The organism is Kitasatospora aureofaciens, from assembly GCF_001188955.3.
Lineage (GTDB): Bacteria > Actinomycetota > Actinomycetes > Streptomycetales > Streptomycetaceae > Kitasatospora > Kitasatospora aureofaciens.
The window spans coordinates 48,556-63,650 of the sequence record NZ_JPRF03000040.1 but is presented as its reverse complement, the minus strand read 5'-3'; the positions used below and the strand labels follow the sequence as shown (position 1 = coordinate 63,650).

The window sequence follows — 15,095 nt, the reverse complement described above, 5'->3', positions numbered from 1 at the left end:
CCCGCGCCCGCCGCGCCGCCCTGCACACCGCCCCGCTGGACGCCGCCACCGTCGAGAGCCTGCGGCAGCTCGGTGCCCGCCACGGCGCCACCCTGTTCGCCGTAGTCCTCGCCGCCGCCTTCGCCACCCTGCGCACCGCCGCCGGCCAGGACGACCTCACCCTCGGCTGCGCCAGCGGCCAGCGAGCCCGGCCCGAGCTGCGCCGCACGGTGGGCCTGGGCGTCAACACCCTCGCAGTGCGGGCCGAACTCGGCGGCGGCGAGTCCTTCGCCGACGCGCTCGCCCTGGTGCGCGGCGCCCTGCTGGAGGCCCAGCAGCACCACCAGGTGCCCTTCGACCTGGTGGTCGAGCGCCTCGGCGCGGCGGCGCGCGGCGCCGACGGTACCCCGCTGCTGTCGGCCAGCTGCGACGTCCTCCAGCCCCCGGCGCCGCTGAACCTGCCCGGGCTCGACGCCGAGGACGTCGAACTCGACCTGGAGCTGGCCAAGTTCGACCTCACCCTGGTGCTGGAGGACGGCCCGCGGCCGCGCTGCCTGGTCCAGCACGACCGGGACGCACTGGACGAGGCCACCGCCGCCCGGCTGGCCGACGCCTTCGCCGCGGTGCTCCGGGCGGTGGCCGAGGACGCGGAGCTTCCGCTCACCGAACTGCCCGGCGAACTCCTGGTGTCCGCCGAGGACCGACACCCGGTGCTGGAGGCGCTGCTGGCCGCCCCCGGGGTGGCCGACGCGGCCGTCGTCGAGACCGTCGACGGCCCCCCGCTCGCCTACGCGGTGGTCCGCGGAGCGGTCGCCCCCACCGGCACCGACCTGCGCTCCCGGCTCCGTGGCTCGGTCGCGGTCGCCGAACTCCCGCTAGCCGTCACGCTGTTGGACCGGATCCCGCGCGGGGAGGACGGCGGCGTCGAGCGCGACCGGCTGCCCGGGGCCGTTCCCGCCGTCGCTCCCGTCGCTGCTCCCGTCGTCGAGCGGACCGGCCCCCTCGAGCTGGTCCGGACCGCGTTCGGTGAACTGCTCGGCAGCCTCCCGCCCGCCGACGGGGACTTCTTCGCGCTCGGCGGGCACTCGCTGGTCGCCGTCCAGCTCGCCGAACGCCTGCGCACCCGCGCCGGGCTGCCGCTCACCGGCCTCGACATCCTGGAACACCGAACCCCGCGCGCCCTCGCCGCCCTGCTCGCCGCCCGCGAGGAGGAGCGGCGCGCCGCCATCGCCCGGGCCGGCGACCGTACGAGCGCCGAGCCCCGCACCGGCACCGTCCTGCTCACCGGCGCCACCGGCGGGGTCGGCGCCGCGGTGCTGCAGGAGCTGATGGCCCAGGGGCGGCCGGTACGCGTCCTGGTCCGTCCGGAGTCGGCGCACCTGCCGGCCCTGCACGGCGCCGAGATCGCCGAGGGCGACCTCGCCGACCTCGACAGCCTCCAGCGCGCCGTCAAGGGCGTGGACGCCGTCATCCACGCCGCCTGCACCTTCACCGAGCACGAGACCGACGTCGCCGCCATGCGGACCCTGCTGGACGGCTGGTCCGGCGGCCCGTTCGTCTTCGTCAGCAGCATCGACGCGTACGGCCGGCCGACCGGTACCGACGTCGCCGAGGGCGCTCCCAGCGGCTCGCCGGTCACCGCGTACGGGCAGGCCAAGCTGGACTGCGAGCGGATGCTGTTCGAGACCGCCGAGGCCACCGGGCACGGCCCGGCGACCGTGGTGCGCGCCCCGATCGTCTGGGGCCCACACCAGCGCCTGCGGGACCAGCTCCGCTGGGGCTCGACCGGTGAGCTCTACCAGGCGGCCCTGGCGGGCCGGCCCATCGTCCTGCCCGCCTCGGGAGCCGACGGGGAGAGCGAGTGGAACGGCGCCGCCTGGGTGCACTCCGCCGCCCTGGCCCGCGCCCTCGCCGCCTGCATCCTCCCCGACGGCCCCGCCGCGGGCCGGATCGTCAACGCGGTCAACGGGCACGTGTCCTGGGCGGAGTTCAGCACCGAGCTGATCCGGCTGCTCGGGTCGGGCAGCGCGGTGGAGCTGAGCGCCGACGCCGACCCGGAGCTGCGACGGCCCTGGCACTACCGCTCGGAGACCCTGGCGGCCGCGCTGCAGCCGGAGCCGGGGGAGGACTGGCGCAGCGTGCTGGCGGTCATGGTCCGCTGAGCCGTGTGTCGCCCGGGGGAGGGGGGTTCTTTTGACCCCTCCCCCCGGCGCTTCTGTGGCGCTTCTGTGGTGCTTCTGTCGTGCGCGGCGGCCGTTCAGCCGATGGTGACCACACGCGCCCAGTCCGGCGGAGCGTCCGGCCGGTACTCGCCCCTGTTCTCGTTGTACCGGCTCGGTCGCCGGAACAGGCCGACCACCGTACGGCACGACGGCGCCACCGCCGGCCAGGGCGTCTGCCCGTCCGTCAGCACCACCACGACGTCCGGTCGCGGCCGGGTCCGCAGTGCCGCCGCGAAGCCCGTCCGGAGGTCCGTCCCCCCGCCGCCGACCAGCGGGATGCCCGCCGCCCGGCAGAGCGGTCCGACGGCCTGGGCGGCCGCGTCGCAGGACAGCACGGTGACCTGGTCGTGGCGGCCGCCGGCCGCCTGGCCGATCGCGGCCACCTCCAGCAGCGCACTGCCCAGCTCCCGGTCGGAGACCGACCCCGAGGTGTCGATCACCACCGAGACCCGTGGCGGGCGCCGCCGCAGGCTCGGCAGCACCACACCGGGCAACCCGACCGAGCGCCTGGCCGGGCGGCCGTAGCTGTAGTCCCCGCCCGCGCCCGGCCCGGAGACCGCCGAGCGCATCGCCGCACCCAGCAGCTGCCGCCACGGCTGCGGCGGGTGGAACACCTCCTCGGCCCAGCGCCGCCAGCCCGCCGGAGCGTTGCCGGGGCGGCCGCGGATGGCCTCGGCGACCCGGAAGCGGACGGCGTCGCGCTCCTGGGCGGTCAGCCCGTGGGCGCCGTCCGGGCCGAGCTCCCAGTCGCGGTCCACGCCGTCGGCGCCGCTGCCGCAGTCCAGCCAGGCCAGGCCGGGCTTGCGCAGGTCGAAGCTGAAGCCGCGGAAGTAGTCCTCCATCAGCTCTCCGTCGGGCAGGTCGAGGAACTCCGGCGTCAGCGCGCCCGCCGGTTTGACCAGCCCGTCGCCGAACGCGTCGTCGTTGATCTCGCAGTCGGCGGCGATGTTCATCCTCAGCCGGTCCGCCGGGCCCTTCAAGCCGAGGTCGCGCGCCAGGCGGTCGCTGCGCCCGTGGTGGTCGCGCAGCAGGTGCGACACCTCGTGCACCCAGATCGAGGCCAGGTCCTCCACCGGCGTGCGGTCGACGAAGGCCGGGGAGGCGTAGCAGCGCCAGTAGCGGTCCACGCTCATGGTCGGCGTCTGCCGGGACTCCACCAGGTGCAGGGCGAACAGTGCCGTCGCCAGGTAGGGGCGGGCCCGGACGGCCTGCAGCCGGGCGGCGTAGAGCTTGTCGCGGTCCAGCTTCCCGGGCTGGGGGGTGGCGGCGGCGTCCGGTTCCCCGGTCCCCGGGCGGCTGCGCCTGCCGACGTCCAGGGCCGTGCGGGCGGTGGGCCTGGCCCTGTGGGCGAGGTCCCGTGGTGTGGGGGCGGGTCCGGGCGCCGGCTCGGGTCCGGTCGTTGCGTCGGCGCCCGGCGGCGTCGAGCCCGCGCTCACCGGCCGGCCGTCACGTCGGTCCGCGCGGCGACCCGGACGGCGGCGCGGTCGGCCCGTCGGGACAGGGCGACCGTCGAGGCCAGGTGCTCGATCGCCGCCGGGACCTCCCAGCCCTCCCGGCGCAGCGAGGCCAGCGTGGTGGCCGGGACGACCAGGAGGTCCGGCGCTCCGGTCTCCAACGCCCGCACCAGCACCGCCCAGGCGGCGTCCCACCGCGCGCGCTCCGGCCTGCTGCGCACCGCGGCCACCACCCCGTCCAGCACCACCTGGCGCAGGTCCCCGCGCTCGGGCAGCACCGCGCACGCCGGATCGGCGAGCAGCTGCTCCGGATCCGGCAGGTCCATCCGGTCCAGGCTCGCCATCAGCTCCAGCCCCGGGCCGTCCCCGACCGTCCCCCGGACCAGCAGCGACAGCACCTCCCGGGAGGAGCCGGCCGCGGTGGCGAAGGCGATCAGCCGCAGCGTCATGTCCCAGCTGCGCGGGGACGGCCAGGCGCCGCCGCGCTTGGTCTCGTTGGTGGGCAGTCGGTGTACCAACTCCGGCCGCACGGTGAGCAGTTCGCACACCGCTCGACGGGCGAAGACGACCGCCGCGGACAGCTCCCCCGGATCGAGCCGCGGAAGCGGGGCGACCGGCCACACCCCACCGAGGCCCCGCACCACCACCTCGTGGTCGTGCACCCACTGCAGGTGGACGAACCGGTTGGCCAGCGGCGGGCTCAGCTCCCACCCGTCGGCCGCCGACGAACGAGGATTGGCGGCCGCCACGATCCTTACGCCCGGCGGCAGTTGGAGCGCACCGATGCGCCGCTCCAGGACCAGTCGGAGCAGCGCGGCCTGGACGGCGGGCGGCGCGGTGGACAGCTCGTCCAGGAACAGCAGCCCGCGTCCGGCCCGGACCAGGCGCACCGCCCAGTCCGGCGGGGCCAGCGGGACGCCCTGCTGCGCCGGGTCGTCGCCGACGACGGGCAGCCCGGAGAAGTCCGACGGCTCGTGGACGCTGGCGATGACGGTGGTCAGCGGCAGGTCCAGCGCCTCGGCGAGCTGGTTGAGGGCCGCGGTCTTGCCGATGCCCGGCTCACCCCAGAGCAGGACGGGCAGATCGGCGGCCACGGCGAGGGTGAGGGCCTCCAGCTGGTCGTCGGGGCGGGGCTCGGTGCGGGTGTCGGCGAGCAGGTCGAGCAGTTGGCGGGCGACGTCGAGCCGGGCGGGGGTGGGCGTGGATACGGGCGTGGGCATGGGCATGGGCATGGGTGATCACCTTGGGAGGTCGGAAGCAAGGCGCCCAGGCGCCAAGGCGCTCAGGGCTTCAGCGGGTGGCGGTGCGAGGGCGCCGGGGGAACGGGAAGCCGATGGTCCGATAGCAGTCCCGGACCGGCGTCCGGTAGTGGGCGTAGGAGGCCTCGCTCTGCACGGCCTTGACTCGCTGGTCGATGGTCAGGCCGGCCCGGTAGAGGCCGTAGGCGACCCGGCGTTCCGCCGCCGCCGCGAGTTGGTCCCGCAGTGGGCCGTCGCGCAGCGCCGCCTGCGGGCCGAGCAGGCCCTCCACCACGGCCAGCGCCCCGGCGGTGTCGCCGTGGTCCAACCGCTCGCGCACACCGGCCAGTTCGGCCGGATCGCGGTGCGCCTGGTCGATCGCGCGCAGGCACGGCAGCGGGGTGCCGGACAGCGAGGCCAGCAGCTCCTCGCGCCGCAGCTGGGCCGGGTCGTGGTCGAGCGCGGTCAGCACTCCGTCGACGACGGCGATCCGGTGCTGAGCACCGCGGCACTCCACCAGCCTTTGTCCGGCGGTCGGTTGACGGCGCCGGTCGGCTCGGTGGCCGGGCGCCAGCGCGGCCGCCACCAGTGGGTGCAGCCGGTCGGGCTCGATCGCGTCGCTGCGCAGCAGGTCGACGTCGGGCAGCACCCAGGTCGCCGCGTCGGGCAGCAGCGGCAGGGAGCGGAGGTCGTCGGCGGCCTCCTCGGGCGGCCCGTCCGGCTGGGTCGGGTCGTTCGGGTCGTCCAGCCGGTTCGGCCGGTTCGGCCGGTTCGGGGTGAGGAGCAGCCGTCGGCCGTGTTCCAGGCGGACCACGACCGGCCCGGGCTGGCGTCCCTCGGCGCGCAGCAGGACCTCCGCCTCGGCGGCCCAGCGGTCGACGGCGTGGCGCAGCCCGTAGCGGTCAGGTCCGTCCCGGGGCCGGTCCTGGGGCCCTTCGGCGGGCCGTCCGAGACCGGCACGCAGCGCCAACTCCCCGCTGCGGTCAGCGTCCCAGAGGTGCCGGTGCAGGTCGAGCCGGAACCGGCGGCTGGGGCGTGGGTGCGGATGCGGGGCGGGACCGTCCGAGGATCCGTCCCAGAGCGCCAGGCTGATCCGCTGCCCGTACTCCGCCCAGGCGGGCGGTGTCCGGACCACCAGGTGGACCGGGCGCTCGCCCGGGTAGCGGACCAGGGGCACGGTCAGCCCGGCGCGCAGCAGCCCGTCGGGTGCGGTTCTGGGCAGGTGCCAGCGCAGCAGGTCCGGTGCCAGGCAGCGCAGGTCACCCCGTAGCCGCTCGGCGAACTCCCGGCCGTGGGCGCGGGCGACGCGTGGCAGCTGGAAGTCGATCTCGACGTTGGCGGCGGCGCAGGCCCAGTCGCCGGACAGCCGACGTGCGGTGGCAGCCTCGATCATGGAGGGCGGCACGGCGTACTCGCGTACGCGCCGCCAGAAGGAAAGTCGGGAGTCGCCCCCGTTCGCGGTGTGAGTGAGCATCAGCACTCACCTTGCGCGAGCGGGGCCTCCGATCCGAGATCAGCGAAAGTGTTCATCGCGGGGAGCATAGCGCCGGCTGTTGACGCTCCGCCACACCTTTCCGCCTCCCGGGAGCCGTGGTCCGCTACGGCCCCGGTGTGTTCCGCTGGTCGCGGGAGGACGGGCGGCCCCGGGTTCCGGGGCCCCGTCGGCGTCGTAGACGCTCGCGTATGCGGCTGAGCGCGGGGGCCATGGTTCGCCGGGCCCGGCGTGGACTTGACTGGAGGACACCCGGGACGGACGACAGCGAGGGCCCAGGGAGGCCCGCTCCGTCCGCCGGTCGCTTCTCAGTCCGGGACTCCGGGCGAGGTGGTTCCCGCGAGGGGCGGGGACCGGCAGAACCGAAGGATGGCCGATACGCTCCAACCAGACCACGACTCCTGCTTCCTCCACCGCCCGAGCGGCCGTCGACGGCCTGATCCGAGGGAGTGTCCGGCCGGTGACGGCCACCACCCGCAGCAAGGCCGCCGGTCCGGTGGTGGTCGGTGCCACCATCGCGATGGGGCTGATGGCGGGGCTGTTCTTCGCCTTCGACGTGTCGGTGATGCCGGGCCTGGCGGCCGGGGACGACCGGACGTACGTGACGGCGATGCGGCACATCAACAAGTCGATCGAGAACGGCATGTTCGGTCTCGTCTTCGTCGGCGCCTTCCTCGCGACCGGCGTCGCGGCCTGGCTGCAGCACAAGGCGGGCCGTCGGCGGGCCGCGCTGTGGGCGGGCGCGGCGACCCTGCTGTACGTGGTGGCGCTGATGGTGACGATGGGGGTCAACATCCCGCTGAACAACGAGCTGGCGGCGGCCGGCGACCCTGCCCGGATCCACGACCTCGCCGCCATGCGGGCGAAGTTCGAGGGCGCGTGGGTCGCGACGAACATGCTCCGCACCGCGCTGTGCACGGCGGGCCTGCTCGCGCTCACCCGCTCCCTGGTCCTGCACGGCCGCGACTCGCGCTGAAACCGGTTTCGCGCGGGGGGAGTTGAGGCCACCGGCAGAGCCGGTCGGCCAGCCGGGGGCGCTCCGCTGTCCGCCTTCCGTCAATACGCCAGCCGGCTGGCCGATTTCACCCCCTTTCGTCCTCGGTGGGGTCGCGACCTCGGCGGTCGTCGGCGCAGACTGGCCGGTACGCGGCAGTTTCCGACGTCAGGGGGCAGGCATGGCGGTACGACCCGTTGGGCGCAGGGGAGTCGGAAGGGTCCGGACCACGATCGGCGCCCTGGCCGTGGCGCTGGTGGCGGGGGCGGTGGTCGCGGTACCCACCGGGACGGCGGAGGCCGCCGGGGCGGCCGGGGCCGGGATGACCGGGAGCGGGGGAGGGAGTGGCAAGGTCGTCTACCTCACCTTCGACGACGGCCCCAGCCCCACCTACACCCCGAGGATCCTCTCGATCCTCAGCCGCTACGGGGTGCACGCGACCTTCTTCGAGATCGGGGAGAACGTCGCCGCCCACCCCTCGCTCACGGCGCAGGTCGCCCGCCAGGGCCACAGCGTGCAGAACCACTCCTGGTCGCACCCGGACCTGCGCCGGCTTTCCGGGCCCTCCTTCAACTCCCAGGTGGGCAACACCGATCAGGCCATCCGGGCGCAGACCGGCCGAACCCCGAAGTGCCTGCGCCCGCCGTACGGCGCGGTCAACGGAACGGTGCGCTCCCGAGCTGCGGCGCTCGGCAAGCAGATCGTGCTCTGGTCCGTGGACCCGGCCGACTGGTCCCGGCCGGGGACGGGGGCGATCGAGTCGAGGGTGCTGCGGAACGTCCGCCCGGGCTCGGTCATCCTGATGCACGACGGCGGCGGGGACCGCAGCCAGACCGCCGCGGCCCTGCCCACCATCCTGTCCACCCTCAAGGCCCGCGGCTACAGCTTCGCGACCCTCTGCTGAGCAGCCGCCGGCGCCGGACGACACCCGCCACGTTGCAACGCCGGTCCGGGCAGCGCGCCGGACCGGCCGCCCAACGACCGGCCGCCCAACGACCGGCGGGCCCGCCGCGCATCCGGGAAGGGAGTGCGGGGCGGGCCCGTCGGGGTGCGGTCCGGGTACGGGCCCGGGCCGGTGCGTCAGTTCAGGACGGCGAGGGCGGCCTCGTAGTTGGGCTCCTCGGCGATCTCGGCGACGAGCTCGGTGTGCAGGACGGTGTCGTTCTCGTCCAGGACGACCACGGCGCGGGCGGTCAGGCCGGCCAGCGGGCCGTCGTTGATCGACACGCCGTAGGAGTCGTGGAAGTCGCGTCCGCGCAGGGTGGAGAGGGTCTTGACGTTCTCCAGGCCCTCCGCGCCGCAGAAGCGGGCCTGCGCGAACGGCAGGTCCGCGGAGATGCACAGCACCACGGTGTTCTCCAGCGCGCCCGCCTTGGCGTTGAAGGTGCGAACCGAGGTCGCGCAGGTCGGGGTGTCGATGCTCGGGAAGATGTTCAGGACCTTGCGCCGACCGGCGAAGTCCTTGAGCGAGGTGTCCACGAGACCCTCGCCGACCAGCGTGAACGCCGGGGCCTGGCTGCCCACGGCCGGCAGCGCGCCGCCGACCTCGACCGGGTTCCCCTTCAGCGTGACCTGAGCCATGAAAAGCCTCCTACCAGCGGTGTACGGATGACAACGCCGCCGATCCTACTGCCCGCCCACCGGCGCCCACCGCCGGTGACCGAGGAACGGACACCGCACCCGCCTCCCAGGCCCGGCCGGTGGCCGCGGCCGACGGTTGTCGGCCGACGGTTGTGCGGCGGGTGGGGGACGGGGGAGGTCTGTGCGATGCTGGCCGCACGGTGAGCGGCGAGCGCCCCCGAGGCGGTCGCTGGACGGGACGGGCGGGGGCGGGCGGATGGCCGGCGGGCGGGACGAGACGGTGGCGCAGGCGGGCGGGCAGGGGAGTTTCGACGTGGTGCGGCGCGGCTACGACACGGCAGCGGTCGACGCCTACCTCGCCCTGCCCCCGGAGCTGCGCCCGACCGCACCGCGGTTCGAGGTCGCCCGGCGCGGCTACGACCGGGCACAGGTCGACCGGGCGGTGGCCGCCGCCCGCACCGTCGTAGGGCTCGACCCCGCCTCCGCCCCCGTCGCGGCGCCCGTGCCCGGCGAGGCGTCCGCTGGCGGGGCTGGGCGGCGCGGGTTCGACCTGGTGCGCCACGGCTACGACACGGCAGCGGTCGACGCCTACCTCGCCCAGGCACCGGACCGGCGCCAGCCCCGGCCGCGATTCCGGGTCGTTGCACGCGGCTACGCGCCGGGGCAGGTCGACAGGGCGGTGACCGAGGCGTTCGATGCGCAGACAGCGGCGCTGCCGCTGCCCGTCTTCGCCACCGCTTGGCGCGGCTACGACACGGGCGCGGTGGACGCCTTCCTCGCCCTGGCGCCGCACCACCGCCCGGACACCCCGGTGTTCGCCGTGGTGCGCGGCGGCTACCGCCGCACGCAGGTCGACGCCTACCTGCACGCCACCACCCACCGCCCGATGCCCCGCGCCTGAGACCGGCCCGGGCCGCCGACGGCCGGAGTGCCTCGGCGCCGAGGGGAGGGAGACGAGCGGTACGGCCGGCGCGAGCTCGTGAGCCGGACGCCTTCGACGACGTCGTGTTGCGGGTGCCGTCCCTGCCGGTGTCCGCGGCCCGTGCCGCGTCGGCGCGGCGTGCCGCCCGCACCGTTCCACAAGGGCGCGGCCGCAGCTTCCGACGTCGGCCCGCGCGAGCGGCGGTCCCGGCCCCCGGGGCCCCGGCGCCTGCGACTGGGCGGGCGCCACCCGAATCCCCTGCCACGCACGTGCCTTGGCCGCCGGGCCTCGTTCCGGCCTCTCCGCACCCGGATCCCCAAACGGGCGTGACCGGTGCCGCTGTCAGCAGTGCTCTTCCAGGTAGAGCATGCGACGGTCGGCATGCGTGCGGAACTCGTGCGCCAGGTAGCGTCCTGCCGTTCGGCTTCCGCCAGACCCCTTGTAGTCGTCCTTGACCATGCCCCAGAGCATCGGGCGTTCACCATCGACGACGAGCCGGGGGCGAGTCCCGCCGCTCTCTCCGAGCACGACGACCGAGGCGGGGTCCTTCATCAGTCGACGCACAGCGCGAAGATCGACTCGCTTCTTCCGGAGCTGCCACGCGGCGCCGGCGTCGTCCAGCAGCAGCACGGGCCCTTCGAGCCGATCCGGGTTCATGGGGAAGGCCTGCACAGTTCGAGTATTCGACATCGCGACGCGTGAGACATCAGGTTCGACGGAACTCCGGAGGGAGCCGTTCTTGGTGTGGGCGTCTGCTGTCGGCGCGGCGCCGGGGCGTCTGCGGTGGGCGGTGTCTTGCCCCGTCGGCCCGGGCTTGTACGCGCTGCGGGTCGTGCCCCGCCTGTTGCGTGGTGGTCGGACCGGGGCGGCGTCCGACCTCCTCCGGGGCGCGCGGCCATTCGGCTTCCGGGCTGTGCCGGGCACAGAGCGCAGTTCGCAACTCGACCCGACTCGCCCTGCCCCGCCCTGCTTCGCCCTGCCCCGCCTCCCGAGCCCATGGATCCTTCTGTCCCACGATGGCTCGTGAAATCGAGTGACGTACCGTCAGCGCTTCGTGGTGTACTGCTTCCTGGATCGTTCGCGCACAAGTCTTCCTGAGGAGTGGACAGTTCGATGAGCGTCATATGCCCGGGTTGCGCCGGCGGGGAGCACGTCCTGCCCGTGCCCGAGGCCCTGGGGGACGTGGTGGCCGCTGCCGTGGACCCGTCGGCGGTCGCCCACCTGGCCCCGCCGCCGGCCCCGCAGCCCGGGCCCGTGCGGGACAGCGCGGCGGTGGCCGTGCTGGTGGTGCTGGCGGCGTTGTGGCTGCTGCTGGGGGTGCTCTCCCTGCTGCGCCCGCGTCCGGACCTGGATCGCTACGGGGACGCCTACCGGGCGGGCTACCTGCTGGGCGGACTCGTTGGCCCGGCGGTGCTGACGGGTGCGGCCATGGTGGTGCGCATGCTCTCCCGCCGCCGGGCCCGGCGGCGGGAGGAGGAACTGCTGTGGGGCCGGCAGGCGCGCTGGCAGCACCTGGTCGCGCGGTGGCGCAGCGGCTGGTGGTGCCGGCGCTGCCAGGCGGCGTTCTTCCCGGTCGGTGCCCTGCACCCGGGCGCCCCGCCCTCGCCGCTGCTGGCCGCGCGGCACTACCCGGCCTGGGTGCTGGGCACCCCCGCCCCTGCCACTGCCACTGCCACAGGCTCGGGCTCCGCCCCTTCCCCGGGGCCCGGGAGGCAGGGGGCGGGTGGCCAGGCGCTCTCGTAGTACGCCAGGTGCGCGGCGCGCCCGGCGGGGCGCATGCCGGCGGCGGCCATGACGCGCTGGGAGGCGGTGTTGTCCAGGTCGGTGTCGCCGACCACGCGTGCCGCTTCGTGTGCGCGGGCCAGCTCCAGCAGTGCGCGCAGCGCCTCCGCGGCGTAGCCGCGGCCCCGGGCCGCGGCCACCAGCCCGTAGCCGACGGTGACGGTGCCCTGCGGGTCGCTGTCGTCCGCGCAAACCCGCAGGTACGGCGGGCCCCGACGAGGTCGCCGTCGGCGGGGTGGCCCGGCGCCCACGGCCCCGTCGGGGCCAGGGTCACCGCCCAGGAGGCGCCGGGCCTGGCGCGTGGTCGGCGGGTGAAGGATGAGGAGTTCGGTGACCAGGTCGTCCGTACCCGGCTTCGTACCACCCGCCGTCCGCACCCCGCACCCGCAGTTCCCGCCCCGGGCCCGGGGCCCGCCCCGGCCGGTGCCGCACGGCCCTCCCGCGGGGCGGAGCGACCGAGGATTGGCGACATTTCAGGCGCCGTGTGGTGGGTCGTGTCCCAGCGGTAGGGGGCGCTGGCCTCCCGGACGAGTGCGCGGACGGTGACGAACGCGGCGGCGAGGTAGAGGTAGAAGTCGACGGCCAGGCCGTCGCGTTCCGAGCAGCGGCGGACCTACCGGCCCAGCAGCGGCGCGCTCCGGCCGCGCCGGCAAAGCCCGACGCGGTGGAGTTCGGCGGCGGGCCGGGGCTCACGCTTGGTCGGCGATCGCCGCGAGCCAGAGGTGGAGCTCGATATTGCCGCCGGGGTAGTTGACGAAGACTTGGAGCACCAACGTCGACTCTCCCGCTCGCCAGTAGGCCGCCTTGCCGGAATCCGAGTAACGCAGCTCATCTGCGTTCTCGACAGCCTCGCCGTAGTGCGCCGAGATGAGTGTGACGAGTTCCTCGAAATCCTCGGAGAAATCGTCTGCCCGGCGGAATCCCACCGCTATGTCGTCGCCGCCCCATTCCGTCTCGTCGACGAAATCGTCGGCCAGGACGAGCAGCGCCCCGCGGCGAACCTGCTCCCGCTCGTAGTCGTCGAGCCCGTCGAGATCGTAGGGGCTGGACCGGTCCTCGTCGGCGAGCAGCGGCCGGAACGAGCGGGGCTCGGCGGAAGTCAGCGCCCGCGTCAGCTCGAGGATGCCGGGCCTTCCCGCGAGGAGGTCGTCGAGTATGTGCTCCGGATCGGCGTTCGGTTCAGTCATGGGGCAGAGAATCAACCGCTGTCCTATCGTTCCCGGCGTCGCCCTTGCCGGCGGGCAGGTCGAGGGTGCCACCGGGGTCGAGCACCCGACTGACCACGCCGAGTTCGTCGCATGCGGTGGTGAACGCCCCTGACGGGTCGTCGATCTGCTCGTACACCCCGACCGTGTGGAGAGTGTCGTAGTGGATCGGCACCGCGATCCGGGCGCCCAGCAGGTGGGCTGCCGCAGCCGCCTGGGCGGGGTCGAGGTCGACGGGGAACGGGCTCGCGGGGTGCAGGTGCGGGAAGGTGCACACGGCTCCGTTGACCGGCAGGAAGGCCGCGTCGAACGGGCCCAGGCGCTGGGCGATCCGCCACCAGTGCCCGTGGAAGAGGGTGTCTCCGCAGTGGAGGATCCGGCGACCGCCCACCTCTACGACCCAGGACACCTGCGGTGCGCCGAGCCCGTCGACCGCGGGAACGGCGGTCGCGGTGAACGGCCCTGCGCTGACGCTCTGCCAGGGCTCCACCACCATCGCGGGCAGCTTGTGCTCGGCCAGGCCGGCTTCGGCGGCGGCGGTGTCCGGGGTCTCGCGCGCGGTGCCCTCGGCGGGCGCGGGGCGTAGCAGGATCCCGTCCGGGGCGAGTGCCGCGGCGAGGGCGGCCGCGTCGGTGTGGTCTTCGTGCAGGTGGGTCACGAGTGCCAGGTCGACCGGTCCTGCCGGCGGCAGGAGCTCGGTGCGGGGCGGGCCGATGATGTGGGCCAGTTGGGGCATCGCGGTGACTGCGTCGATGACGGCGCGTCCTCCGGCTGCCTCGATCTCGATTCCCGCCCAGCCGAGTCGTCGTATCCGCATCCTGTCGCCTCCTGCTCGTTCTGTGGTCGGCGTGCGACGCGGGCGGCGGTTGCCGCCGGCGTGTCACGTCGGCCTTTAACGTACGATCGTTCGTATGTCATTAGCGCACGGGCGTTTGCTAAAATCTGGGCATGCCTCGACGCTCAGCCGCAGAAGCCCGCGACACCCGGGCAAGGATCCTCGACCGCGCCGTGGTGATCGCCGCCCGCGACGGCCTCGAGGGGGTCACCATCGGGCGCCTCGCCGACGACCTGGAGATGAGCAAAGCCGGCGTGTACGGGCACTTCGGCTCCAAGGAGGCACTTCAACTGGCCACCTTCGATGCCGCCGTCGAGCAGTTCCGGCAACTGGTTCCCGCCAGGGTGCCCCGAACCGCGACGGGCATCGAACGGCTGCGCCACCTGTGCGACGCCTGGATCGACTACCTCGAGCACGGCGGAATCGCCGAGGGCGGCTGCTTTCTCACCGCGGCGGCCACGGAGTTCGACGGCCGTCCCGGCCCGGTCCGCGACGCGGTCGCACAGGCCGCCGGCCGCTGGCTGGCCTACCTCGAACACCTCGCCGCGGCGGCGGTCGAGACGGGGGACCTGCCGCCCGACACCGACCCGGCCCAGATCGCCTTCGAGCTCAACGGCATCGCCATGTCCGCCAACCAGGCCATCCAGCTCCAACGCGACGACGCCGCGCCCCAACGCGCCCGCCGCGCCATGCACCGCGCCGCTGGCGGGCGTTGAGGCCTTTCCAGCCCGGAGTCGGGGGTCGCGCCGCCGGCGTGAAGCATGCCGTCATCTCTGTTCGAGCCGCTGTGGGACCAGCTCTCGGCGTTGTTTCCCAAGCGCCCGGAGTTCGATCCGAATCACCCGCTGGGCTGCCACGAACTCCTGCTCCGCGGAGGACAGGTCGTCCTTGTGGTGCTCGAACCAGGGGACTTCTTCCACGGCCGCACCTTGGCGAGGTGACCGTGTTGGCTGGTGAGGAGGAGGAGGTTGTGGAGTCGGGTGTGCCGATCCGGGGACACAAGGCACGTCGGTGGGTCCGGATTCCTGCGCTTGGACCTGCTGTCTCAAGGCCGGTGGCCCGACCCCTGCGGGTGCATTCGGTGACGGGGATGCCGTCTGGGCGCCACTGCGCTCTTATCTCTGGGAAGTGTCTGCCGCTTCGCCGCTGCCGGGCGAGCTCGCCGGTGGGGTGGGGGAGCGTGAGAAGTCGGCGGGTCCGACTTCTCACGTCCAGGGCTCGCTGTCGCAAGGGCTTGCTGATGTGCGGCGTTCGCGGACGCGTCAGTGGGGGCAGATTGTCAGGAATGGCGGGGAGGCGTGCGAGGCCCTACGCGGTGACCTGGTGGTGGCGCCTGGTGGGGCAGGGGAAGTAGGCGGGCCCGCTTGCCCGAGAGGTGTGCCGGTGTGCTG

15 protein-coding genes and 1 pseudogene are annotated in these 15,095 nt (G+C 74.5%); 6 read left to right on the top strand and 10 right to left on the bottom strand.

Translation table 11 applies throughout. The features are described from left to right. On the top strand, positions 1 to 2,141 hold a 2,141-nt coding region (locus HS99_RS25705; protein ID WP_063737924.1), incomplete at its 5' end, for a condensation domain-containing protein. 95 nt (positions 2,142 to 2,236) lie between these two features. Here HS99_RS25705 and HS99_RS25700 read toward each other — a convergent pair. The 3 genes from HS99_RS25700 to HS99_RS25690 form a co-directional block, all read right to left on the bottom strand. Next, on the bottom strand, positions 2,237 to 3,445 hold the full coding sequence (locus HS99_RS25700) for a vWA domain-containing protein (RefSeq protein ID WP_030552921.1): 1,209 nt from the start codon (positions 3,443 to 3,445) through the stop codon (positions 2,237 to 2,239). Between the two features lie 188 nt (positions 3,446 to 3,633). Then, the gene (locus HS99_RS25695) at positions 3,634 to 4,881 is read right to left on the bottom strand and encodes an AAA family ATPase (protein ID WP_030284763.1); all 1,248 of its coding nucleotides are present in this window, start codon (positions 4,879 to 4,881) and stop codon (positions 3,634 to 3,636) included. Between the two features lie 64 nt (positions 4,882 to 4,945). After that, complete coding sequence (locus HS99_RS25690; RefSeq protein WP_050366330.1) at positions 4,946 to 6,367, bottom strand: hypothetical protein; 1,422 nt, start codon at positions 6,365 to 6,367, stop codon at positions 4,946 to 4,948. Between the two features lie 478 nt (positions 6,368 to 6,845). Here HS99_RS25690 and HS99_RS25685 point away from each other — a divergent pair, with 478 nt between their 5' ends. Together HS99_RS25685 and HS99_RS25680 are read left to right on the top strand one after the other, a co-directional pair. After that, positions 6,846 to 7,361, top strand: coding sequence for an anthrone oxygenase family protein (locus HS99_RS25685; protein ID WP_043480698.1), 516 nt, complete (start codon positions 6,846 to 6,848; stop codon positions 7,359 to 7,361). A 199-nt stretch (positions 7,362 to 7,560) separates the two neighbouring features. Further along, the gene (locus tag HS99_RS25680) at positions 7,561 to 8,283 is read left to right on the top strand and encodes a polysaccharide deacetylase family protein (RefSeq protein ID WP_030284769.1); all 723 of its coding nucleotides are present in this window, start codon (positions 7,561 to 7,563) and stop codon (positions 8,281 to 8,283) included. 176 nt (positions 8,284 to 8,459) lie between these two features. Here HS99_RS25680 and tpx read toward each other — a convergent pair whose 3' ends face one another. After that, entirely contained in the window at positions 8,460 to 8,960 is a 501-nt protein-coding gene (tpx, locus tag HS99_RS25675) for a thiol peroxidase (protein WP_030284770.1), read from the bottom strand. A gap of 256 nt (positions 8,961 to 9,216) precedes the next feature. Between tpx and HS99_RS25670 the strand changes: the two genes are divergently transcribed. Further along, the gene (locus HS99_RS25670) at positions 9,217 to 9,861 is read left to right on the top strand and encodes a hypothetical protein (protein ID WP_030552913.1); all 645 of its coding nucleotides are present in this window, start codon (positions 9,217 to 9,219) and stop codon (positions 9,859 to 9,861) included. Positions 9,862 to 10,224: 363 nt separating this feature from the next. Here HS99_RS25670 and HS99_RS25665 read toward each other — a convergent pair whose 3' ends face one another. Next, entirely contained in the window at positions 10,225 to 10,554 is a 330-nt protein-coding gene (locus tag HS99_RS25665) for a hypothetical protein (RefSeq protein WP_030552911.1), read from the bottom strand. A 441-nt stretch (positions 10,555 to 10,995) separates the two neighbouring features. Here HS99_RS25665 and HS99_RS44200 point away from each other — a divergent pair, with 441 nt between their 5' ends. Then, positions 10,996 to 11,625: a hypothetical protein gene (locus HS99_RS44200; RefSeq protein ID WP_030552909.1), complete on the top strand. Its 630-nt coding sequence runs from the start codon at positions 10,996 to 10,998 to the stop codon at positions 11,623 to 11,625. Here HS99_RS44200 and HS99_RS46960 read toward each other — a convergent pair. From HS99_RS46960 to HS99_RS25650, 4 genes and pseudogenes are all read right to left on the bottom strand, one after another. Further along, complete coding sequence (locus HS99_RS46960) at positions 11,508 to 11,915, bottom strand: GNAT family N-acetyltransferase (RefSeq protein ID WP_370863297.1); 408 nt, start codon at positions 11,913 to 11,915, stop codon at positions 11,508 to 11,510. The two genes, HS99_RS44200 and HS99_RS46960, sit on opposite strands and share 118 nt — an antisense overlap. A gap of 223 nt (positions 11,916 to 12,138) precedes the next feature. Continuing rightward, positions 12,139 to 12,277, bottom strand: a pseudogene (locus tag HS99_RS43485) (IS5/IS1182 family transposase); the annotation flags it as partial. Between the two features lie 76 nt (positions 12,278 to 12,353). After that, positions 12,354 to 12,851: a hypothetical protein gene (locus HS99_RS25655; RefSeq protein WP_030552907.1), complete on the bottom strand. Its 498-nt coding sequence runs from the start codon at positions 12,849 to 12,851 to the stop codon at positions 12,354 to 12,356. Continuing rightward, entirely contained in the window at positions 12,844 to 13,686 is an 843-nt protein-coding gene (locus HS99_RS25650; protein WP_046385806.1) for an MBL fold metallo-hydrolase, read from the bottom strand. Before HS99_RS25650 ends, HS99_RS25655 begins: the two co-directional genes overlap by 8 nt. 131 nt (positions 13,687 to 13,817) lie before the next feature. On the opposite strand from HS99_RS25650, the gene HS99_RS25645 reads away from it, so the two are divergent. Next, complete coding sequence (locus HS99_RS25645; RefSeq protein ID WP_030552903.1) at positions 13,818 to 14,420, top strand: TetR family transcriptional regulator C-terminal domain-containing protein; 603 nt, start codon at positions 13,818 to 13,820, stop codon at positions 14,418 to 14,420. Positions 14,421 to 14,471: 51 nt separating this feature from the next. Here the strand turns inward: HS99_RS25645 and HS99_RS48480 are convergent, their stop codons facing one another. After that, complete coding sequence (locus tag HS99_RS48480) at positions 14,472 to 14,624, bottom strand: hypothetical protein (RefSeq protein ID WP_157881792.1); 153 nt, start codon at positions 14,622 to 14,624, stop codon at positions 14,472 to 14,474. Positions 14,625 to 15,095: the final 471 nt, after the last annotated feature.

Bases quoted from the DNA above. Each gene is read 5' to 3' on its own strand.
- HS99_RS25680 (WP_030284769.1), top strand. From the start codon at position 7,561: ATGGCGGTACGACCCGTTGGGCGCAGGGGAGTCGGAAGGGTCCGGACC.
- HS99_RS25650 (WP_046385806.1), bottom strand. From the start codon at position 13,686: ATGCGGATACGACGACTCGGCTGGGCGGGAATCGAGATCGAGGCAGCC.
- HS99_RS25645 (WP_030552903.1), top strand. From the start codon at position 13,818: ATGCCTCGACGCTCAGCCGCAGAAGCCCGCGACACCCGGGCAAGGATC.
- HS99_RS44200 (WP_030552909.1), top strand. From the start codon at position 10,996: ATGAGCGTCATATGCCCGGGTTGCGCCGGCGGGGAGCACGTCCTGCCC.
- HS99_RS25695 (WP_030284763.1), bottom strand. From the start codon at position 4,881: ATGCCCATGCCCACGCCCGTATCCACGCCCACCCCCGCCCGGCTCGAC.
- HS99_RS25690 (WP_050366330.1), bottom strand. From the start codon at position 6,367: ATGCTCACTCACACCGCGAACGGGGGCGACTCCCGACTTTCCTTCTGG.
- tpx (WP_030284770.1), bottom strand. From the start codon at position 8,960: ATGGCTCAGGTCACGCTGAAGGGGAACCCGGTCGAGGTCGGCGGCGCG.
- HS99_RS25670 (WP_030552913.1), top strand. From the start codon at position 9,217: ATGGCCGGCGGGCGGGACGAGACGGTGGCGCAGGCGGGCGGGCAGGGG.
- HS99_RS25655 (WP_030552907.1), bottom strand. From the start codon at position 12,851: ATGACTGAACCGAACGCCGATCCGGAGCACATACTCGACGACCTCCTC.